The organism is Trinickia sp. LjRoot230 (assembly GCF_964253315.1).
In the GTDB taxonomy this organism is placed as follows: domain Bacteria; phylum Pseudomonadota; class Gammaproteobacteria; order Burkholderiales; family Burkholderiaceae; genus Trinickia.
Map to the genome: position 1 here is coordinate 1,841,345 of NZ_CAXUQX020000001.1, position 18,602 is coordinate 1,859,946.

Sequence of the window (18,602 nt, forward strand, 5' to 3'; positions counted from 1 at the left end):
TATTACAACAACGGATCGTTAACGCTGGCTTAAACCGGGGGCGTGTCGTCGGTGTCGACAGTATCGGCGGTTTTGCACCGACGCCGCGGGCCGCGCGGGTGTGCCGCGTCGGCACCGCTCGCGCTCGCGCCATGGGCGATGACCCGCGCAACCGTCTCGGCATCCAGGACGGCTTGCGGCTCGTCGCAAGCATCGGGCGGCGGCGTTTGCGCCAGTGCACGTGCGACCGCCGCGGCGACGCTAAGCGAATCACCGGGCGGCTCGCACTCAGCCTCGACAGCCGCCGGCGTTACTCGGGCGGTGCTTTCGATGCGCTCGGAGGCGTCTGCCGCGGCCGCTACGCGCGCGATTCGGCGCAGCGTTTCGTCGAGCGCATCCGGCGCGTGCGGAGTGCGCCAACTATCGATGATCTGCGCCGCTCGCACATCGCCAGCAGTTTCGTCGAAGGCCAGCACCGCACGCCGCACGAGCTCGCTTACGCTGATGCCCATACTTTGGGCCCGGGTTGCAAGCGCCCGCTTCTGGGCCGCGGAGACGAAGACAACGATGCGTTCGCGATTCGAGTTCATGACCGGCTCCGCTGACGAAAAAGAGGCTCGCTGGCGACCTGCGGGTAACGCGCCGCGACGTCAAATAGGCGCACTGGCGCCATGATAGAACGCCGTGCACTGACACGAAACGTGTCGCGCAGCATAATCGGCGCCAGATCAAGGACTTGCCTCGCTTGTTGCGGGCTTGTCCACAGGCCTTTCAACATTTTCTGTTGATAACTGCCGTTTGGCCGTGCGGCACCCAACGTCGGGAATTCTTACAAAAAAATAGCTTGGAGCGCCGGGCGAATTCATTAGAATGTCCTGTTGCCCGCTGGGGCCGGCCGATTCCGGCCCTCAGTATCTCCATAATTACGAGTCCGAGCGCCGCCCGAGAAAGTCTGATGCGGGCGAGTGCAAAACGGGCGAAACGGGAAACGGCGTCGAGCCGACCCTGCCGTCATGCCTATCATCAAACGACCCGCATCCTCCGAGCCCGCGGCCGATGGCCGACACCCTCTTCGACACAGTCCCGAACACCAGCAAGGTTCATTCGGCGCACGTCTCGCCCTGACTTTCGCGGGGCTCGCGGCGACGCTCGTTGTCGTGGGCGCGCTCATCGTGGGCTATGCGCTCGTCGTTATGGGGCCGCAGTTGCCTTCACTCGAAGTCCTGACCGACTATCGGCCGAAGGTGCCGTTGCGCGTTTATACGGCCGACCACGTGCTGATCGGCGAATTCGGCGAAGAGCGGCGTTCGTTGGTGCGTTTTGCCGACATTCCCGATGTGATGAAAAAGGCGGTGCTCGCGATTGAGGACTACCGGTTTTACGAGCACGGTGGGGTCGATTTCCTCGGCATCTTGCGTGCGGGTACAGCGGATATTCTGCACGGCGGCGCGTCGCAAGGCGCGAGTACGATCACGATGCAAGTCGCGCGCAACTTCTTCCTTTCGAGCGAGAAGACCTACACGCGCAAGCTCTATGAAATGATGCTCGCCTACAAGATCGAACGCGCGTTGTCGAAGGATCAGATCCTTGAGCTCTACATGAATCAGATTTATCTGGGCGAGCGTGCGTACGGGTTCGCGGCGGCAGCGCGCGTCTATTTCGGCAAGGACCTCAAGGACATCACACTCGCGCAGGCGGCGATGCTCGCGGGGCTGCCCAAGGCGCCGTCCGCTTATAACCCCGTCGTCAATCCGAAGCGCGCCAAGATTCGTCAAGAGTACATACTCAAACGCATGCTTGATCTGCGTTACATCACGCAAGCGCAGTACGATCAGGCGGGCAAGGAAGAGATTCACACGAAAGCTTCCGGCAACGAATACAGCGTGCACGCCGAGTACGTCGCCGAAATGGTGCGGCAAATGATGTACGCGCAGTACAAGGACGAAACTTATACGCGGGGCTTGTCGGTCGTGACGACGATCGATTCGGCCGATCAGGATGCCGCGTACCGCTCGGTGCGCAAAGGCGTCATGGATTACGAGCGCCGCCATGGCTATCGCGGGCCGGAAGGCTTCGTCGAGTTGCCGGCCGACCGCGACGAACGTGACGAGGCCATCGACGACGCGCTCGCCGATCATCCCGACGACGGCGAACTCGTCGCCGGCGTGGTGACCGCGGCGAGTCCGAAGCAGTTGACGGTTCAGTTTGTCGATGGCAGCACGGCGAACCTCAGCGGCGACGGCTTGCGTTTCGTGGCGTCGGCGCTGAGCCCTCGCGCGACGCAGGCCCAGCGTATCAAGCCGGGCTCGATTGTGCGCCTGATGCCGGGGGCGAAGGGCGGTTGGCAGGTCACGCAGCTCCCGCAAGTGGAGGGCGCGCTGGTCTCGTTGTCGCCCCAGGACGGCGGCATTCGCGCGCTCGTTGGCGGGTTCGATTTCAATAAGAACAAGTTCAACCATGTAACGCAGGCTTGGCGTCAACCTGGTTCGAGCTTCAAGCCGTTCATCTATTCGGCTTCGCTCGAAAAGGGCCTGGGCCCGGCAACGATCATCAACGACGCGCCGCTCTATTTTCCGCCGAGCACGCCGGGCGGCGATGCCTGGGAGCCGAAGGACGACGACCAGCCCGATGGCCCGATGCCGATGCGCGTGGCGCTGGAAAAATCGAAGAACCTCGTGTCGATCCGGATTCTTTCGTATATCGGCACCAAGTACGCGCAGGATTACGTGACGCAGCGCTTTGGTTTCGATGCCGACAAGACGCCGCCGTATTTGCCGCTCGCGCTGGGCGCGGGCCTCGTCACACCGCTGCAGTCGGCCGGTGCCTACGCCGTATTCGCGAACGGTGGGTATCGCGTCAACCCCTACTTGATTGCCGAAGTCGACGATGCACACGGACAAGCTATTTCGAAAGCACAGCCGATCGTCGCCGGGCGCGATGCGCCGCGTACCATCAGCGCAGCCAATGCCTACATCATGAACAGCCTGTTGCACTCGGTGGCGACAGCAGGCACGGGCGCCGGCACCAACGTTTTGCATCGTTCCGATCTCTCGGGCAAAACCGGTACGACGAACGAGGCCAAGGACGGCTGGTTTGCCGGTTATCAGCCGACGCTCGTGGCGGTGGCCTGGATGGGCTACGATCAGCCGAAGAGCCTCGGCAGCCGTGAGTTCGGCGCGCAGTTGGCGTTGCCGATCTGGATCGACTACATGGGCCACGCGTTGCACGGTGTGCCACAGGTGCAAATGCCGATGCCGGACAGCGTGACGGCCGTCAACGGCGAGCTCTACTACGCCGATATGACGCCGGGCAACGGCTTTATCGCGAGCATCGGTACGGATTCGGGTACCGCGCTGGCCGGCTCGACCGGCGCAAGCGACGCGCTCGGAAGCATCGGTCCCGCGGGGCTGTCAGCGCGAGCGGCGCCGGCCGCGCCGCCTGACGTGTCGTCGCAGGAGCGCAAGCAGATCCTCAATCTGTTCGGGGACAATCGACCCTGAGGGGGCCGTTTACGTCGCTCCCTTACGTCGCTTAGAGACGGAACTCATCCCCCGGCTCGATCGCGGCGTTGAGGCTGAGATCATGCGCTGGCGAATTCGCCGCTCCCGGCGCGTCGCGTCCGGAGACGACCGTGATGCGCGGATAATTCAGCCCGGCCGCACGTAGCTCGCTCAGCATTTCGGAAAGACGGATGCTGTGGCCGGGCTTGACCATCAGGATGGCGACGTCGGGATGGTCGGCCGCTACAAAGGACGCGTCGCCGATGGCGAAGCTTTGCCGCGGATCGAACGGATCGACTTTGCCGTGTGCGCCCGGCGCGTTGAATTGGAGGTCGTCGATGTGGCCGCTGACGCGGGTGCCCGTGATAGCGGCAGGCACCATCGGCGCTTTGTCGTCTGATACCTGGAAGCCGGGAGCGACGGCGAGTTGCGCGCGGCTGTCGTCACCGGGCCCCATTGAACTGACTAGGCCGTAATACGTGCCGAGTGTGGCTACTTCAGCCAGATTGCCTTCGGCCCGATGGCCGGCCGGCACGACATGGCCAAGGACGGTTCGCTCGGGCACGGGCATGGTTCGAATACCTTCGGGCGCTGAACGGTCGGCGATCTGATGGCCGTCGCCGAAGATCAGCAGCGTTTGTTCGCTAATCGGCACTTGCTGTTCGCCGGGATGGCCCAGGCGCTTCAAGAGCGTGAGGTGCTTGCCGATGTCCGCCTCGACTACACGGCCCAGATAGCTCGTATCGTCGCCGTTCCATGTAGACCGATTGTGTTCCCATAGCCGCGTATCGCGCTGGCCCGCGAAGCGCGCTGTCCAGGCCGCGTCAGGCGAAGGACGGGTGTAGACGTGTGCATATTCCACTGAGGAAGGGTTCGAGTGGAGCACATAGGGCTGATGGACGGGGAAGTGAGCGAGGACGTCTATTCGGCCGTCTGACGGTGCATCCGCGTCGGTGTCCGGTGGCAGAGCCATGGGGATCATGTCCATCGGCGCGTGTCCTGACAACGGCCTTGACAATGGCGTACTCCCAAGCTAGAACATGTGCCTTGTCCGCCTGAGCGCGAAGACGTCTGTGCCGGGGACGCCGCCTGCCTCGGTTTTCCCGTGCAAGCCTTGCGCACGCAATCGCCAATCGTGCTCGATTTCCAACCTATTGCCGAGCGTGGCCCTGACGGCCCAGCCTGTCACGCGACCGTGAATGTCGCGCGGTGGCAGCGGACGCAGCCGGGCAGGCAGTTTTAGCCGCTCGTCCCCCGGTCCCGCCGGCCGCGCCCGCCCATCCGTTTCGGCTGGCACTCCGTTGATCAGCGTGCCCGGCACTACGCGCAGTTGCCAGTCTTGTCTGACGACTTGGTGGTCGGTCAAGCCGCCATGGTCGCCAATGACGACGTTCGACGACTGGTGATAGGAGTGCCATGATTGCGCCCGAGATAAAGGAATAAGAGCCGCAGACGCGGATAAACAGCACGCAGGCAGCCACTATTGGCGAGTGTCTCCGGTCGGAGAGGGCGAGGTATGACGCTTTCCGAAAAAGTATTCGGGCAGCCGAACGCCCAGCGTATCCATCACCATCGGCTCAATTTTCTCCCGGCATTCCCCACCCGACAAGATACTGTCCGCCGGAAGGCGATCTCGTAGCTTCATAAAACGCTTGCTCGTCGGTTTGTTCAATATGTGCGGTGAGCTCTGTGTTGACGGCCAGAGCCCGCTTGCCCGCGTCACTCATAACGCTGTTGCCCACGTAGAGCGAGGTGAGTGTCGGGTGTCCGGCCAGCACCCCCGCACCGACGTCGCCAGTCTCGTTACCGTCTCCGATGGTAAGCGAAGCCAGAGGCAGCCGGCTCAAATGCACGAGCCCCAAGTCGGTGATTCCGCGTGCTTTGCTCAGATCCAGCTCTTGCAGCGAGTGTGGCAGACCCCTAAGGTCATCATCCGTAAAATCTCCCTCGACGGTGAGTTTTCGCAATCCGGCATCGTCTCCGAGATTTTTGACGGCATTGAGTTCGTGCCGGCTGGCGACAGTCGCCTGTCGTATTTCATCCGGGGTGGAAAGGGAGGTGTCGTTTGTTCGGTCGCTCCCACCTAAGCCTGCCGGGTTTGTTCCGTGTCGGATCGGGCCTTGGGCGGATTGGCGTACGCCGCCATTTTCAGGACTCACGTTCTGCGGCCTCAGGCTAGGACTAGAAGCTTCCCCCTCGGCGGCGGAAGACCCGGAACCGAAGGCTGACGGGTAGGCGATACCGACGAAGCCTCGCCTCCACTGTCCCTATTGACGGGGAGATCTGCGGGGCCGGTGGAATCCGAGCCAATGCGTGTTGACATAGGGAAGTCCTCCGAGAGGGATGATGGACCTTTAGTGTGCCCATCGTGCGGCGAGGTATTACCGTAGGCGAAGATTGGTGGCCGCAGCCGAACATGGGGACCCACAACCTATCGGTCGCGCCGAACTCGCCGCGATCAAGGAGGCCGACACATCGGGCCACCCCGGGCTATCCAAATGGGACGCCGTCAACCAGATGATGTAGGTCCGCTTCGACGAACCCAATGTGCGGTATCTGCACGAGGGCGTTCTGCGCTTTGACCGGCTGACGCCGGACGGGCGATCCTGCACCCGTACACCGCACGCAAGGACGCCGAGCACTGGCTAGCGCGCGGACCGCCCGTCCGAGGAGTGACGTCGGCCTCCGGTCGGGAACGCCTGCAGCCGCACTTGTATTGTGTAACGTTACGGAATACAATCGGCCATGATCAAATCGTTTCTGCACAAAGGTCTGCGCGACTTCTTCGAGAAGAGCAGCAAAGCCGGCATTCAACCACACCACGCCGGGCGGCTTGCCCGCCAGTTGCGGCAACTCGACGATGCGGCCGGGCCTGACGACATGAATGTGCCGGGCTGGAAGTTGCATCCGCTGCAGGGCGACCTGGACGGGCATTTTTCGGTATGGGTCAACGGCAACTGGCGGATGACGTTTCGCTTCGAAGGCGCCAATGCCGTGCTCGTCGACTACCAGGACTATCACTAGGAGTTGTCTTCATGAGCCATATGTTCAATCCGCCGCATCCCGGCGCCACGCTGCGCGAGGACGTGCTGCCGGCGCTCGGTCTGACGGTCACGCAGGCCGCTCAGCAGCTCGGCGTTACGCGCTCCGCGCTCTCGCGCGTGCTCAACGAGCACGCCGCGATTTCGCCAGAGATGGCGCTGCGCATCGAGGCATGGCTCGGCGTCGAGCGCGGCGGCCGCGCCGACGTCTGGCTTGCCGGACAGACCGCCTATGACCTCTGGCAAGCGCGCCAGAAGAGTGGCGGGCTTCACGTCGAGCATGCCCCGGCCGAGCGTAGCCATTGACGATCGATGAGGCGTAGCAACCGCAAAAGGACGGAGCGCAGTAGGCCGAATGAACAAGGAAGACGTAGTAGAGCGCATTCGCAACAGTGAGTGGTTCGAGTTGGATGAGACGGCTCAAAACCAAGTCGTGGATCAAAGGCGGTCGATATACGACTGTTGCACCGAGCGAGAGGCTGCTCGGTCGGCTGTCGCAATATGCAGTTCAACCAGGGACATGGAAGAGTCGTATGCCTCCGCTCTCCGCAGATGGGAGTCGCATGATTGACGCGTTTCGCGCCGTTCCGCAAAAAGCCAATTGCCTCAGGCGCCTAGCGCGCTTACCCGAAGGTTTTCAACAGGTTCTTCAACAGAAGCTGGGGATAACGTCGGATCAGCAAATGGAAGCGCTCAACCCTGTGGTGGTGCAAGGTTCGCGGCGAGCGTCGCCGGGTCCGTATTCGTTCCGCACAACAGCACGCCGACGCGCTTGCCCTGCAACGTGTCGCGCAACGGCCCAAGCAGTGCCGCAGTTGCCGCCGCACATGCGGGTTCGACGGCGAGCTTCAACTGCGTGAAGAGCTCGCGCATCGCCGCGCGCAGCGCGTCGTCGGACACCGTCACGATGCGATCGACGTGCCGTCGGCAAAGCTCGTAGCTGTATTGCTCCGTGTGCGGCGCCATCAGCGAGTCGGCGATGGTATGCATCGCGCCCATCTTCACCGTGTGATTGGCCGCGAAGCTGCGCGACATCGCATCGGCACCTTCCGGCTCGACCCCAAACACATGCACGCGCGGATTCGCGAGACGCAACGCGGTCGACACGCCTGCGGCCAGGCCGCCGCCGCCGATTGGAATGATGACGGCATCGAGATCCGGCGTCTGCGTGGCCCATTCGTAGCCGAGCGTAGCGGTGCCGAGCACGGTTCGATAACCGTTGAACGGGTGCACGAAGAACCGTCCTTCTTCCGCTTCGATGCGACGGACGAGTTCGAACGCTTCGGCCGGCGTATCGGCCATGACGACTTCCGCGCGGTACTGCTGACATAGCGCCACGCGCGCGGGGCTCGCTGTGCGGAACATCACGACTTTGGCGCTCGTACCCAACCGCATCGCGGCATAGGCGACGGCCGCCGCATGATTGCCGCCCGATACACAGGTGACGCCGATACTGCGCTGCGATGCATCGAGCGCCAGCAGATTCGTGAACGCGCCGCGCACCTTGAAACTTCCGCTCGCCTGCAACAGCTCGAATTTGAAGTTGATGCCCGTGCCTTCGAGCGACGGGAAATCGTGCCGCTCGAATACCGGCGTACGGGTGACCCAAGGCGCCAGCGCAAAGTGTTGAGAGGCGATGGCGTCCAGCGTCGGAATGGGCTCTGCGTCGATAGTATGGTCGGTATGCTGCGGCGAAGCGGTGGACATGAGCGAAACCGTCAGGATAAGCGAGTGTGAGAGGCGTTCATCAGGCGTGCGCGTCGACGGTCATGCTGCGGATGAACTTGCGCAGGAAGTCTTCGCAAGCAACAAGTTGCGAAAGCTCGACATACTCGTTGGGTTTGTGCGCCTGCTCGATATCGCCAGGGCCGCAGACCACGCTTGGCACGCCCGCCAGGGCGAAGAGCCCAGCCTCGGTGCCATAGGCAACCTTGCGGGTGCTGGCGTCCCCCGTCAGTGCGCGTACGAGTTCGGTGATGGCGGCTTGTTCGGCAGCATCGAGCCCGGGCGCCGCCGCGATCGGCGTGAATTCGATGGCGGCATTCGGATGCTCGCGGCGCATTTGCGGCAACAGCGTTTCGTTTGCATAGCGTTCGATGCGCGTGAAAACGGTGGCCGGGTCAAGCGTCGGCAAGTTGCGGAATTCGAACGCGAAGCGGCATTCGGCGGGCACGGTGTTGATCGCATTGCCGCCTTCGATCGTGCTCGTCTGTGCTGTGGTGAACGGCACGTCGTAAAACGTATCGAACGGCCCGTCGCGCCGCATTTCGTCGGCCACGTCTCGGATATGGCAGATGAGCCGGGCCGCATATTCGATCGCGTTGAGGCCCTTGGGCGTCAGGGATGAATGCGCCGCGTGGCCTCGCACACAGCAGCGGTATGCGTTGATGCCCTTGTGGGCCACGATGGGACGCATGCTGGTCGGCTCGCCGACGATGCAGCCGTCCGGCTTGATACCGCGTTTTTGCAGGTCTGCGATCATCAGCGGCGCACCCGCACAACCGATTTCCTCATCGAATGAGAAGGCGAGGTGAATGGGCTTGGCAAGCTTGACCGCTTGCATCGCGGGCACGAGCGCGAGCGCCGCGCCGATGAACCCCTTCATGTCGCAGGTGCCGCGCCCATAAAGCCGGCCATCGCGCACTTCGGGCCGGAATGGGTCGCTGTCCCATTGCTGCCCATCCACCGGCACGACATCGGTATGGCCCGAGAGCACCACGCCGCCGTGCGTCGCGCCATTATGTGCAGGGATCGTGGCGAACAGATTTGCCCATTGCCCCCGTTCGCCGCGCTCGTCGCGCGTGAGAATCGACGTAACGCCGCGTGCCACCAGTGCCTCGCGCACCATGTCGATGAGGTCGATGTTGGGAAGACGGCTCGTGGTGTTCATCGAAACGAGCCGCTCGACCCATTCGAGGCTCAACGGGAGCGATGCCGCTACAGAGGGAGCCGAGGCCGGCGGGTCTGTGATGGAACGAGGGGATTGGCGCGCCGTTTCAGCGTCTTGCGGCATGACATGGCTCCAGCTCGAGAGTGGTTTCGATCATACAGAAAAACCGATCTTGTACCCAAATATTGCGCTTTCGTGCTGCGTTGCGGTATTTGCAACGCAGCCGCGCATACCGCGCCCGACTATCGCGCGGCGGCGACGGGCGGGCGCGCAGGCGCCGCCAACCCGCGCAGCGTTTCCTTGACTGTTGCGACGCGCACGGCGAAATCGGGGCTGCGCGTTTCGATTCGAAGCTTGTCCTGGCCGGCCAGCTTGATGTGCTTGTTCTTATGAACGAGTTCGATGATGCGCATACCGTCCACAGGCGGATTGGGCACGAACTGCATGCTGATTGCCGTTTCCCCCGCATCGATCTTCGATATCCCGAGCGGCTTGGCGGCGAGCCGCAGCCGATGCGTCTCGACCAGCGCATGCGCTTGGGGCGGCAGCTTGCCGAAGCGGTCGATCAATTCTTCCTGGATGTCGTCGATGGCGTCATTCAACTCGCAGTTCGCAAGCCGCTTGTAGATCGATAGCCGTTCCTGAACATCGCCGCAGTAGTCGGCCGGCAAAATGGCCGGTGTGTGCAGATTGATTTCCGTCGTCGCGGCGAGCGGGGCGGTCAGATCGGGCTCCTGACCGTTCTTTAAGGCTTTCACCGCGTCGTTCAGCATTTCCGAGTAGAGCTGAAAGCCGATTTCGTGGATTTCGCCCGATTGCTTGTCGCCGAGCACTTCGCCTGTGCCGCGAATTTCGAGATCGTGCATCGCCAGATAAAAGCCCGAGCCGAGTTCCTCCATCTGCTGGATGGCCTCCAGGCGCCGCTGTGCCTGCTTCGTCAGCCCCTGCGGATCGTGCACGAGCAAGTAGGCGTAGGCCTGGTGATGCGAGCGGCCGACGCGCCCACGTAGTTGATGCAACTGCGCGAGCCCGAACTTGTCGGCGCGATGGATCAAGATGGTGTTCGAACTCGGCACGTCGATACCGGTTTCGATAATCGTCGTGCAAAGCAATACGTTGGCACGCTGGGCGACGAACTCGCGCATCACGCGTTCGAGTTCGCGCTCGTGCATCTGCCCGTGCGCGACGGCGATGCGCGCTTCGGGTACGAGCGCTTCGAGCATCGCTCGGCGGTTTTCGATCGTTTCGACCTCGTTGTGCAAAAAGTACACTTGGCCGCCGCGCTTGAGTTCGCGCAGCATGGCCTCGCGGATCACGCCGTCTTCCTCGCGGCGCACGAATGTCTTGATGGCCAGCCGCTTTTGCGGAGCAGTGGCGATGACCGAAAAATCGCGCAAGCCTTCGAGCGCCATGCCGAGCGTGCGGGGAATCGGCGTGGCCGTCAGCGTGAGCACATCGACTTCCGCGCGCAGCGCCTTGAGCGCTTCCTTTTGTCGTACACCGAAGCGATGCTCTTCGTCGATGATGACGAGCCCGAGCCGCTTGAACCGCACGTCGGCCGACAGCAGCTTGTGCGTGCCGATCACGATGTCGATCGAACCATCGTTGATTTGCGAGACTGCAGCACTCACTTCCTTGGCCGACTTGAAGCGCGACAACTCGGCGATGCGAACCGGCCACTCGGCGAAGCGGTCCGAGAACGTCTGCGTATGCTGCTCGGCGAGCAGCGTGGTAGGCGCGAGCAGGGCCACCTGCTTGCCCGCCATCACCGCGATGAACGCGGCGCGCAAGGCCACTTCGGTCTTGCCGAAGCCGACATCGCCGCACACGAGCCGGTCCATCGGCCGGCCTGCCGTCATGTCGCCGATAACGGATGCAATCGCGCTCGCCTGGTCGGGCGTCTCTTCGAAGCCGAAGCTCTCGGCAAACGTGGCGTAATCGCGCGGCTCCAGCTTGAAAGCATGACCCTCGCGCGCGGCGCGGCGCGCATAGAGATTGAGCAACTCCGCAGCCGTATCGCGAATCTGCTGCGCAGCGCGTCGCTTGGCCTTCTCCCATTGGCCCGAACCGAGCGCATGGAGCGGTGCGCTTTCGGGGTCCGCGCCGCTGTACCGAGAGATCACGTGCAATTGCGCAACGGGCACGTAAAGCTTGCTGTCGCCGGCGTATTCGAGATGCAGGAACTCGGTTTCGCCTTCGCCGAGATCCATGGTCACGAGCCCCATATAGCGGCCGATGCCGTGCTGCGCATGCACGACAGGGTCGCCGACTTTGAGCTCCGACAGGTCGCGCACCATCGAATCGACGTTGCTTGCCTGCTCCTGCCGACGGCGTCCCGCACGACGCGCCAGCCCGCCGTAAAGTTCGGTCTCGGTAACGATCGACCAGCCTTCGGCCGGTAGCGAAAAGCCGCTGGCAAGCGGCGAGACGCCGAGCGCGAATGACGCGTCGCTTTCGAGCCATTGCTCGAAGCTGTCGCTTAGTAACGCTTGCAGACCGTTATCAGCTAGCAACTGATTGATCGTTTCGCGCCGTCCCGCTGACTCGGCGGCGACGAGCACGCGGCGTCCGCTCGTGCTCAGATAGGCGCGCAGCGCGGTGAGGGGGTCGTCGGCATGACGGTCCACCGCCAACGGCGGCAGCGGCGTGGCCCAACCGCCGCTATCGTTGGTCGTCAGCACGAGGCGGGCGAACGGCTTGGCGAGCGTATAGAAATCGTCGTCGCTCAGAAAAAGTCGTTGCGGCTCGAGAATAGGGCGCTCGCGATCATGCGAGAGAAATGCGTAGCGTTGCTTGGTGTCGTTCGTGAACCGCCGGATCGCGCCGTCCAGATCGCCCACGAACGCGAGCTGTGCATTGGCCGGCAGGTAATGAAAGAGCGTGGCCGTTGCGTCGAAGAACAGCGGCAGGTAATACTCGATGCCCGCCGAAGGCACGCCGTTGCCGATGTCCTTATAGACCGACGAGCGGCTCGGGTCGCCTTCGAATACTTCGCGCCAACGGCTGCGAAACGCCGTGCGCGCCGCTTCGTCGAACGGAAATTCGCGGCCCGGCAGCAGGCGGACGTCGCGTACCGGGTAAAGGCTGCGCTGCGTATCCGGGTCGAACGCGCGAATCGAATCGACTTGATCGTCGAAGAGATCGATCCGATACGGCAACGGCGAGCCCATCGGGTAAAGGTCGATCAGCGAGCCGCGTACGCAGTATTCGCCGGGCCGCACGACTTGGCTGACATGCTCGTAGCCCGCCAACGTGAGCTGCGCTTTGAGCTTGGTTTCGTCGAGCCGCTCGCCTTGCCCGAACGAGAATGTGTAGGCGGCCAGAAACGAGGCGGGCGGCATCCGGTAAAGCGCGGTGGTGGCCGGCACGAGCAACACGTCGCAGCGCCCCTCGCCCAGATCGTGCAGCGTCGCGAGCCGTTCCGACACGAGGTCCTGGTGGGGCGAAAAGGTGTCGTAGGGCAGCGTTTCCCAATCGGGCAGCAGGCGCACGCGTGCGTTCGGGGCGAACCAGGCGATTTCCTGGGAAAGCCGCTGCGCGTCTACGGCGCTGGCGCAAATGACCGCCAAAAGCGGTACGGCAGCGCCTGCCGCGCCCAGGTACCGGGCAATGAGCAGCGCATCGGACGAGCCGTGCGTGCCGTCGAACGCATAGCGCTGCCCCGGTTTGACGAGCGGGAATGGCAAAAGCGATGAAACAGACGAGGCGGCGTTTTGGGGCATGACGAAAGGAAAACAAACCGTTGCAATGGGCGGCACGCGAGCAAAAAACGGGCGCTGCGCGGGCCGTGGAGCACTTATACGCGAGGCGGCCCGTGTTCGGGCCGCCTCGTGCGAGCCACCTATTATAAAATCCGTCCTTTATTTTGCTCCGCGGCCCGCTCCGTGACACATCGTCTCTTTGCTTTGATCCCTTGCGCCGGTACCGGCAGCCGCTCCGGCGCGCCGATGCCGAAGCAGTACCGAACGGTTGCCGGCCGGCCTTTGCTGCACTTCACGCTGGCGGCTTTCGACGCGTGCAGCGAGTTCGCGCAGACGCTCGTCGTACTCTCGCCCGATGACATCTACTTCGACGCCCGTCGTTTCGCAGGGCTGCGCTTCGCCGTGCGGCGCTGCGGTGGGGCATCGCGGCAGGCGTCCGTCATGAATGGGCTGGCGGCGCTTGCCGAATTCGGCGCGGCGCCCGACGATTGGGTGCTGGTGCACGACGCCGCGCGCCCGGGCATCACACCGCCGTTGATCCGCACGCTCGTCGCCACGCTCAAGGATGACCCGGTGGGCGGCATTATCGCGCTACCTGTCGCGGATACGCTCAAGCGTGTCGATATCGAGAGCGGCGAACATATCGCTCGGACCGAGTCGCGCGACGGCCTATGGCAAGCGCAAACGCCGCAGATGTTCCGCATTGGCATGCTGCGCGAGGCAATCGAGCGCGCCCAGCGCGATGGCCACGATCTGACGGATGAAGCGAGCGCGATCGAATGGCTTGGCCATGCGCCGCGCCTCGTGCAGGGCAGTTTGCGCAACTTCAAGGTCACGTACCCCGAAGATTTCGACCTCGCCGAAGCGATCCTCCGGCCACCGCCTGCTGCCTAGGCGCCCCCCCGCACCTCTTTACTCTCAAAAATCGGAATCACGGATGGACTACAGAATTGGACAGGGCTACGACGTGCATGCGCTGGTGCCGGGCCGACCGCTCGTGATTGGCGGCGTGACGGTGCCGTATGACCGCGGATTGCTCGGCCATTCGGATGCGGACGTGCTGTTGCATGCGATCACCGATGCGCTGTTCGGCGCGGCCGCGCTCGGCGACATCGGACGTCATTTCCCCGACACGGACGCCCGCTTTGCGGGCGCCAACAGCCGGGTCTTGCTGCGTGAATGCGCGGCGCGGCTCGCGCAGGCGGGATTCGTCATACAGAACGTCGACAGTACCGTGATCGCACAGGCGCCGAAGCTCGCGCCGCATATCGATGCAATGCGCGCCAACATCGCCGAAGACCTCGCTTTGCCGCTTACACGTGTCAACGTGAAGGCGAAGACCAACGAGAAGCTCGGTTATCTGGGCCGCGGCGACGGCATCGAGGCACAAGCCGCCGTACTGCTGCGTGGCCCAGCGCCTGACGCCGCCACGAGCGCGTAATGCTGCGTTACTTGCCTTCGATGGCAAGCACTTGTGCGGCGGCATGCACAACGGCAGCGATGCGGCCGACGTCGCGCAATTGCTGAGCGGACATGCCTTGCTCGTTTTTCAAAAGCGCGAAGTGCGAACTGACACAGAAGTGGCACTTGCCAACAATCGAAGCGGCGAGCGCATACATTTCGAAGCGACGTTTGTCGACGCCGCCATGCGTGGCATAGGCGGTCATACGCAACTCGGGCCGCTGCGATTTGAGATCCGCGTCGCCGGCCATTTCGACGTACGGATACCAGACGTTGTTCATGCCCATCATGGCCGCGGCCGTGAGCGCGCCGTTGAGCTCCTCGGGCGGCAACGCACCGGACGACCGGATGGCATCGACAATGGTCGAGCATTTCGCCGCGAACGCCGCCGCGAGCGCGACGCCCACCGCGTCGGTGCCTTCGAGCGACGAGCGCGCAATGGTGCCGTCCAGATTCAGCCGGATGTCCTTGGCGTAGTCGGGAATGCGTTCTTTAATCGCGGACAAGAATTCCATTGATAACTCCTATCGATGATTCGATAAAAAAGCCCGCTGGCCGATAAGCGTAGCGGGCTTGATGCCTAAAGCGCGCTTACAGCGTGGCGCCGCCGACCGAGCGGTTGCACGGGCAGAGTTCGTCCGTTTGCAGGCCGTCGAGAATACGCACGATTTCTTGCGGGCTGCGGCCCACGTTCAAGTTGTTGACCGAGACGTGTTGGATCGTGTTGTCCGGATCGACGATGAACGTTGCGCGCAGCGCGACGCCGGCTTCCTTGTCGCGCACGCCGAGCTGGTCGATCAGCTCGCCCTTGACGTCGCCGAACGCGTAGTGGTTCAGGCGATTGAGGTCCTTGTGTTCGCGGCGCCAGGCCAGCTTCACGAATTCGTTGTCGACGCTGCCGCCGAGCAGCACGGCGTCGCGTTCGTCGAAGTCCTTTTGCAGCTTGGCGAACTCAACGATCTCGGTCGGGCACACGAAAGTGAAATCCTTCGGGTAGAAATAGATGATCTTCCACTTGCCCGGGAACGATTGTTCGGTGATCTCTTCGAACGCCGATTGGCCATTTTCTTCGTGATTGTTGAAGCCCGGCTTGGCGGCGGTGACGGTGAACGCCTCGAGTTTATCGCCAACAGTTTTCATGCAGTGACTCCTGTTTCGGTTGAAAAAAATGCTCTCATTAAAACTACCCGCGCGCCGTGAAGCGTACGTTGCACGTTCATCAATATATCGCTATTACGTTTTAAGTGCAATAGTTTTTAACTAACGACGCAAATAGCCTTTGGCGTTGTGCAATGTGCGATTTCTGGTGGCGAAGCGAGCCGAGCCTTGCTTGTTCAGCCGCTCGCGAGCGGAAACTCGATCGACACTTCGAAGCCCGGCGCCGGCGTGCGGTTGCGCAGCCGCAGTGTGCCGCGATGCCGGCTCACGAGCCGCAGCACGATCGCCATCCCGAGCCCGGTGCCGTTGGCTTGGCTGCGGGCCGAATCGACGCGATAAAAGGGGCGCGTGACAAGTCCGAGCTGATCTTCGGGAATGCCGGGCCCTTCATCGAGCACCGACAACTCGACACGCGCGTGCGACACGCGGGTTTCGAGCATGATGTGCGGAATGCCGTCCGCCTCGCTCAGACCGTACTTCTTGGCGTTCTCGAGCAAATTGCCGACCACGCGCCGCACATCGGTGGCATCGGCTTCGATGATTGCCGACGGGGCCAGCCGCGTAATGAGCCGCACGCCGTCTTCGCTGGCCATCCGGGCAGCCATTTCTCCGACGATCTGCGACAAATCGACCGATTCGGACGTGCGCTGAACCGGCCGCGCATAGTCGAGAAAGCGGCCGATGATCATGTCCATTTGCTCGATGTCGTCGATCATCGCGTCTTTGGTCGTTTGATCGGACGGGCTCATCTCCGTTTCGAGCCGCAGTCGCGCAAGCGGGGTGCGCAAGTCATGCGAGATGCCGGCGAGCATCAGCGCACGGTCGGCCTCCAACTGCTCGAGATCGCGCACCATCTGGTTGAAGCTGCGATTGGTATCGGCCGCCACGCCCAGACCGCGCTCGGGCAGCGGCTCGGGCGCATGACCCGAGCCGACCTTGCGCGCGGCGGCCGCCAGCCGCGCGAACGGTCGGTTGACGAGACTCGTGATGAACGCCGCGCCGAACAGCGACAGTGCAAGCGCAAAGATGCCCCAGCCGGCCCACTGCAAGCCGGTGACGTTGTCCAGTTGATCACGATCGAGCGCGACCCAGTAGTCGTCCTCGTCGATCTTGAAGCTGATCCAGACGCCTGGAATATCGTTGACCGACTGCGCGATGACGGTATCGTCGCCAAGCCGGCCGCGAATGTCGTGTTCGATGAGCCGGTTCAGCGATTCGTCCGGTTGCAGCGTGAATTTATCGGTTGTTTCGCGTGGGTAGACGCGCACGCCTTCATTGCTTTCGAGGTCTTGCAAAAGCGCGCGCCGCAAGTCCGGATCGGAATAGAGCAACGCCGTGCGCGTGAGCTTGACGATCGCCACCAGTTGCAACGCGACGCGCTGCGCGCGCGGCTCCCGCTCGATCACACGAAAGCTCTGAAACCACGCCGCCAGGCTCACCGCGATCAGCAACGCGATGAGCAGGAACGTACGCCAGAAGAGGCCCCCGAAGATATGCGTGAAAAGACGCCGACCGATCCGCATGGACTATCGGAATAAAACGAGAAGCGGCGGCGAGTTGTCTGTCACGCGGAGCCGTCGGGGATGAACACGTAGCCAAGGCCCCAGACGGTCTGAATGAAGCGCGGACTGCTCGGGTCGACTTCGATGAGCTTGCGCAAGCGCGAGATCTGCACATCGAGACTTCGATCGAACACTTCATATTCGCGGCCGCGGGCGAGCTCCATCAGCTTCTCGCGCGACAGTGGTTGACGCGGATGGCGGGCGAACACCTTCAGCACGGAGAATTCCCCCGTGGTCAGCGGAATTTCCTGGCCGGCCTTCGTCAGCGTACGCGTGGCGAGATTCAGCGCGAAGTCGCCAAACTCGAACAACTCGGCGGTCTCGGACGGCGCACCCGGCAATTCCGACGGCGATTGGCGTCGCAGTACCGCGTGGATTCGCGCCACGAGCTCGCGCGGGTTGAACGGCTTGGGCAGATAGTCGTCGGCGCCCATTTCGAGACCGACGATGCGGTCGACATCTTCGCCCTTCGCGGTCAGCATGATGATCGGCGTGCGGTCGTTGCTGCCGCGCAGGCGGCGACAGATGGACAGGCCATCCTCGCCGGGCAGCATCAGGTCGAGCACCAGCAGATCGAAGCGCTCGCGCACCCAGAGTTTGTTCATCGCGGGCGCATTCTCCGCAACGTACACATTGAAGCCTTGCTCGCCCAGATAACGGCGCAGCAGATCGCGCAAGCGGGGGTCGTCGTCGACGACAAGAATCTTGGAGGGGTTTTTCGTTTCCATGGGCGGCATCTTAGCGCGATTGCAAAGAGGGACGGGAAAGTACCAATTCGGAGGTTACAGTCGGTTACAAAATTTACCCCCAACTGAGGGGTCGCGTAAACGGCGCGCACATAAACTTCTTCACTCGTAGCGGCTCTTCGGTGGATACTTCATCCGATAACATTTTTCTATCCGCCCAACAGTGCGTTGGGCGTCAGTACACGTAATCCGAGGTAGCCGTTGCCGTATGACGAAGGGAACAAGATGACGGTGGGAGCGTGGCCGCGCACGCGGGCGCGTGTCCTCGCGATTGCGATTGCCGGCGCGCTCGTCGGTGTCGCCGGCTCGCTCGAAGCCCAGGCGCAGCCGCAGCGGCGCAGCGAGTCCGACGCGCATCCGTCCCGCCGCAATGCGCTGCACGGGCAGCGGCAACGCGGCGCGAGCGCCGCTTCGGCCACCGCCGTCCGCGCAAGCCCGATGCTCGAATTCGAAGGCCAGCAGCGCGATGGCCACCTGACTCCGGAAGAACGGCGGCTGCTGCGCCAGCATATCGAAGACGCCGTGCGCGAGCTTTACAAGCGCTGAGCGCGGTATCGCATATCG

Annotated in this window: 17 protein-coding genes; 6 read left to right on the top strand and 11 right to left on the bottom strand. The window is 62.8% G+C overall.

Going from position 1 to position 18,602, the window contains the following annotated elements; translation table 11 throughout:
* Window positions 1-29 precede the first annotated feature (29 nt).
* Window positions 30-569: a hypothetical protein gene (locus ACSQ20_RS08605; RefSeq protein ID WP_436018953.1), complete on the bottom strand. Its 540-nt coding sequence runs from the start codon at window positions 567-569 to the stop codon at window positions 30-32.
* 423 nt (window positions 570-992) lie between these two features.
* On the opposite strand from ACSQ20_RS08605, the gene ACSQ20_RS08610 reads away from it, so the two are divergent.
* On the top strand, window positions 993-3,479 hold the full coding sequence (locus ACSQ20_RS08610; protein WP_436018955.1) for a penicillin-binding protein 1A: 2,487 nt from the start codon (window positions 993-995) through the stop codon (window positions 3,477-3,479).
* A gap of 31 nt (window positions 3,480-3,510) precedes the next feature.
* Here the strand turns inward: ACSQ20_RS08610 and ACSQ20_RS08615 are convergent, their stop codons facing one another.
* From ACSQ20_RS08615 to ACSQ20_RS08625, 3 genes are all read right to left on the bottom strand, one after another.
* On the bottom strand, window positions 3,511-4,452 hold the full coding sequence (locus ACSQ20_RS08615) for a hypothetical protein (protein ID WP_436018957.1): 942 nt from the start codon (window positions 4,450-4,452) through the stop codon (window positions 3,511-3,513).
* Window positions 4,453-4,512: 60 nt separating this feature from the next.
* Window positions 4,513-4,845 carry a hypothetical protein gene (locus tag ACSQ20_RS08620; RefSeq protein WP_436018959.1) on the bottom strand — a complete coding sequence of 111 codons (333 nt, stop codon included), beginning with the start codon at window positions 4,843-4,845 and terminating at the stop codon, window positions 4,513-4,515.
* 211 nt (window positions 4,846-5,056) lie between these two features.
* Window positions 5,057-5,638, bottom strand: a complete 582-nt coding sequence (locus ACSQ20_RS08625) for a hypothetical protein (RefSeq protein WP_436018961.1) — start codon at window positions 5,636-5,638, stop codon at window positions 5,057-5,059.
* A 586-nt stretch (window positions 5,639-6,224) separates the two neighbouring features.
* Here ACSQ20_RS08625 and ACSQ20_RS08630 point away from each other — a divergent pair.
* A complete protein-coding gene (locus ACSQ20_RS08630) occupies window positions 6,225-6,503 on the top strand; it encodes a type II toxin-antitoxin system RelE/ParE family toxin (protein WP_436018963.1) in 279 nt (92 codons plus the stop codon).
* An 11-nt stretch (window positions 6,504-6,514) separates the two neighbouring features.
* Window positions 6,515-6,826 (top strand): HigA family addiction module antitoxin, encoded by a 312-nt coding sequence (locus ACSQ20_RS08635; RefSeq protein ID WP_436018965.1) that lies wholly within the window; start codon window positions 6,515-6,517, stop codon window positions 6,824-6,826.
* 387 nt (window positions 6,827-7,213) lie between these two features.
* On the opposite strand, the gene ACSQ20_RS08640 is transcribed toward ACSQ20_RS08635, so the two are convergent.
* The 3 genes from ACSQ20_RS08640 to mfd form a co-directional block, all read right to left on the bottom strand.
* Window positions 7,214-8,227, bottom strand: coding sequence for a threonine/serine dehydratase (locus tag ACSQ20_RS08640; RefSeq protein WP_436018967.1), 1,014 nt, complete (start codon window positions 8,225-8,227; stop codon window positions 7,214-7,216).
* A gap of 40 nt (window positions 8,228-8,267) precedes the next feature.
* Window positions 8,268-9,533, bottom strand: coding sequence for an acetylornithine deacetylase (gene argE / locus ACSQ20_RS08645; RefSeq protein WP_436018969.1), 1,266 nt, complete (start codon window positions 9,531-9,533; stop codon window positions 8,268-8,270).
* A gap of 119 nt (window positions 9,534-9,652) precedes the next feature.
* On the bottom strand, window positions 9,653-13,132 hold the full coding sequence (gene mfd, locus ACSQ20_RS08650) for a transcription-repair coupling factor (RefSeq protein WP_436018971.1): 3,480 nt from the start codon (window positions 13,130-13,132) through the stop codon (window positions 9,653-9,655).
* Window positions 13,133-13,294: 162 nt separating this feature from the next.
* On the opposite strand from mfd, the gene ispD reads away from it, so the two are divergent.
* Window positions 13,295-14,005: a 2-C-methyl-D-erythritol 4-phosphate cytidylyltransferase gene (gene ispD / locus ACSQ20_RS08655; RefSeq protein WP_436018973.1), complete on the top strand. Its 711-nt coding sequence runs from the start codon at window positions 13,295-13,297 to the stop codon at window positions 14,003-14,005.
* Window positions 14,006-14,048: 43 nt separating this feature from the next.
* Window positions 14,049-14,552 carry a 2-C-methyl-D-erythritol 2,4-cyclodiphosphate synthase gene (gene ispF, locus ACSQ20_RS08660; protein ID WP_436018975.1) on the top strand — a complete coding sequence of 168 codons (504 nt, stop codon included), beginning with the start codon at window positions 14,049-14,051 and terminating at the stop codon, window positions 14,550-14,552.
* Window positions 14,553-14,559: 7 nt separating this feature from the next.
* Here the strand turns inward: ispF and ACSQ20_RS08665 are convergent, their stop codons facing one another.
* The 4 genes from ACSQ20_RS08665 to ompR all read right to left on the bottom strand — a co-directional run bounded on the left by ACSQ20_RS08665 (window position 14,560) and on the right by ompR (window position 18,029).
* A complete protein-coding gene (locus tag ACSQ20_RS08665; protein ID WP_436018977.1) occupies window positions 14,560-15,087 on the bottom strand; it encodes a carboxymuconolactone decarboxylase family protein in 528 nt (175 codons plus the stop codon).
* Window positions 15,088-15,163: 76 nt separating this feature from the next.
* A complete protein-coding gene (locus ACSQ20_RS08670) occupies window positions 15,164-15,712 on the bottom strand; it encodes a peroxiredoxin (protein WP_436018979.1) in 549 nt (182 codons plus the stop codon).
* Window positions 15,713-15,906: 194 nt separating this feature from the next.
* On the bottom strand, window positions 15,907-17,253 hold the full coding sequence (locus ACSQ20_RS08675) for an ATP-binding protein (RefSeq protein WP_436018981.1): 1,347 nt from the start codon (window positions 17,251-17,253) through the stop codon (window positions 15,907-15,909).
* 41 nt (window positions 17,254-17,294) lie between these two features.
* The gene (gene ompR, locus ACSQ20_RS08680; protein WP_436018983.1) at window positions 17,295-18,029 is read right to left on the bottom strand and encodes an osmolarity response regulator transcription factor OmpR; all 735 of its coding nucleotides are present in this window, start codon (window positions 18,027-18,029) and stop codon (window positions 17,295-17,297) included.
* Window positions 18,030-18,239: 210 nt separating this feature from the next.
* Between ompR and ACSQ20_RS08685 the strand changes: the two genes are divergently transcribed.
* Window positions 18,240-18,584 (top strand): hypothetical protein, encoded by a 345-nt coding sequence (locus ACSQ20_RS08685; protein ID WP_436018985.1) that lies wholly within the window; start codon window positions 18,240-18,242, stop codon window positions 18,582-18,584.
* Window positions 18,585-18,602 lie beyond the last annotated feature (18 nt).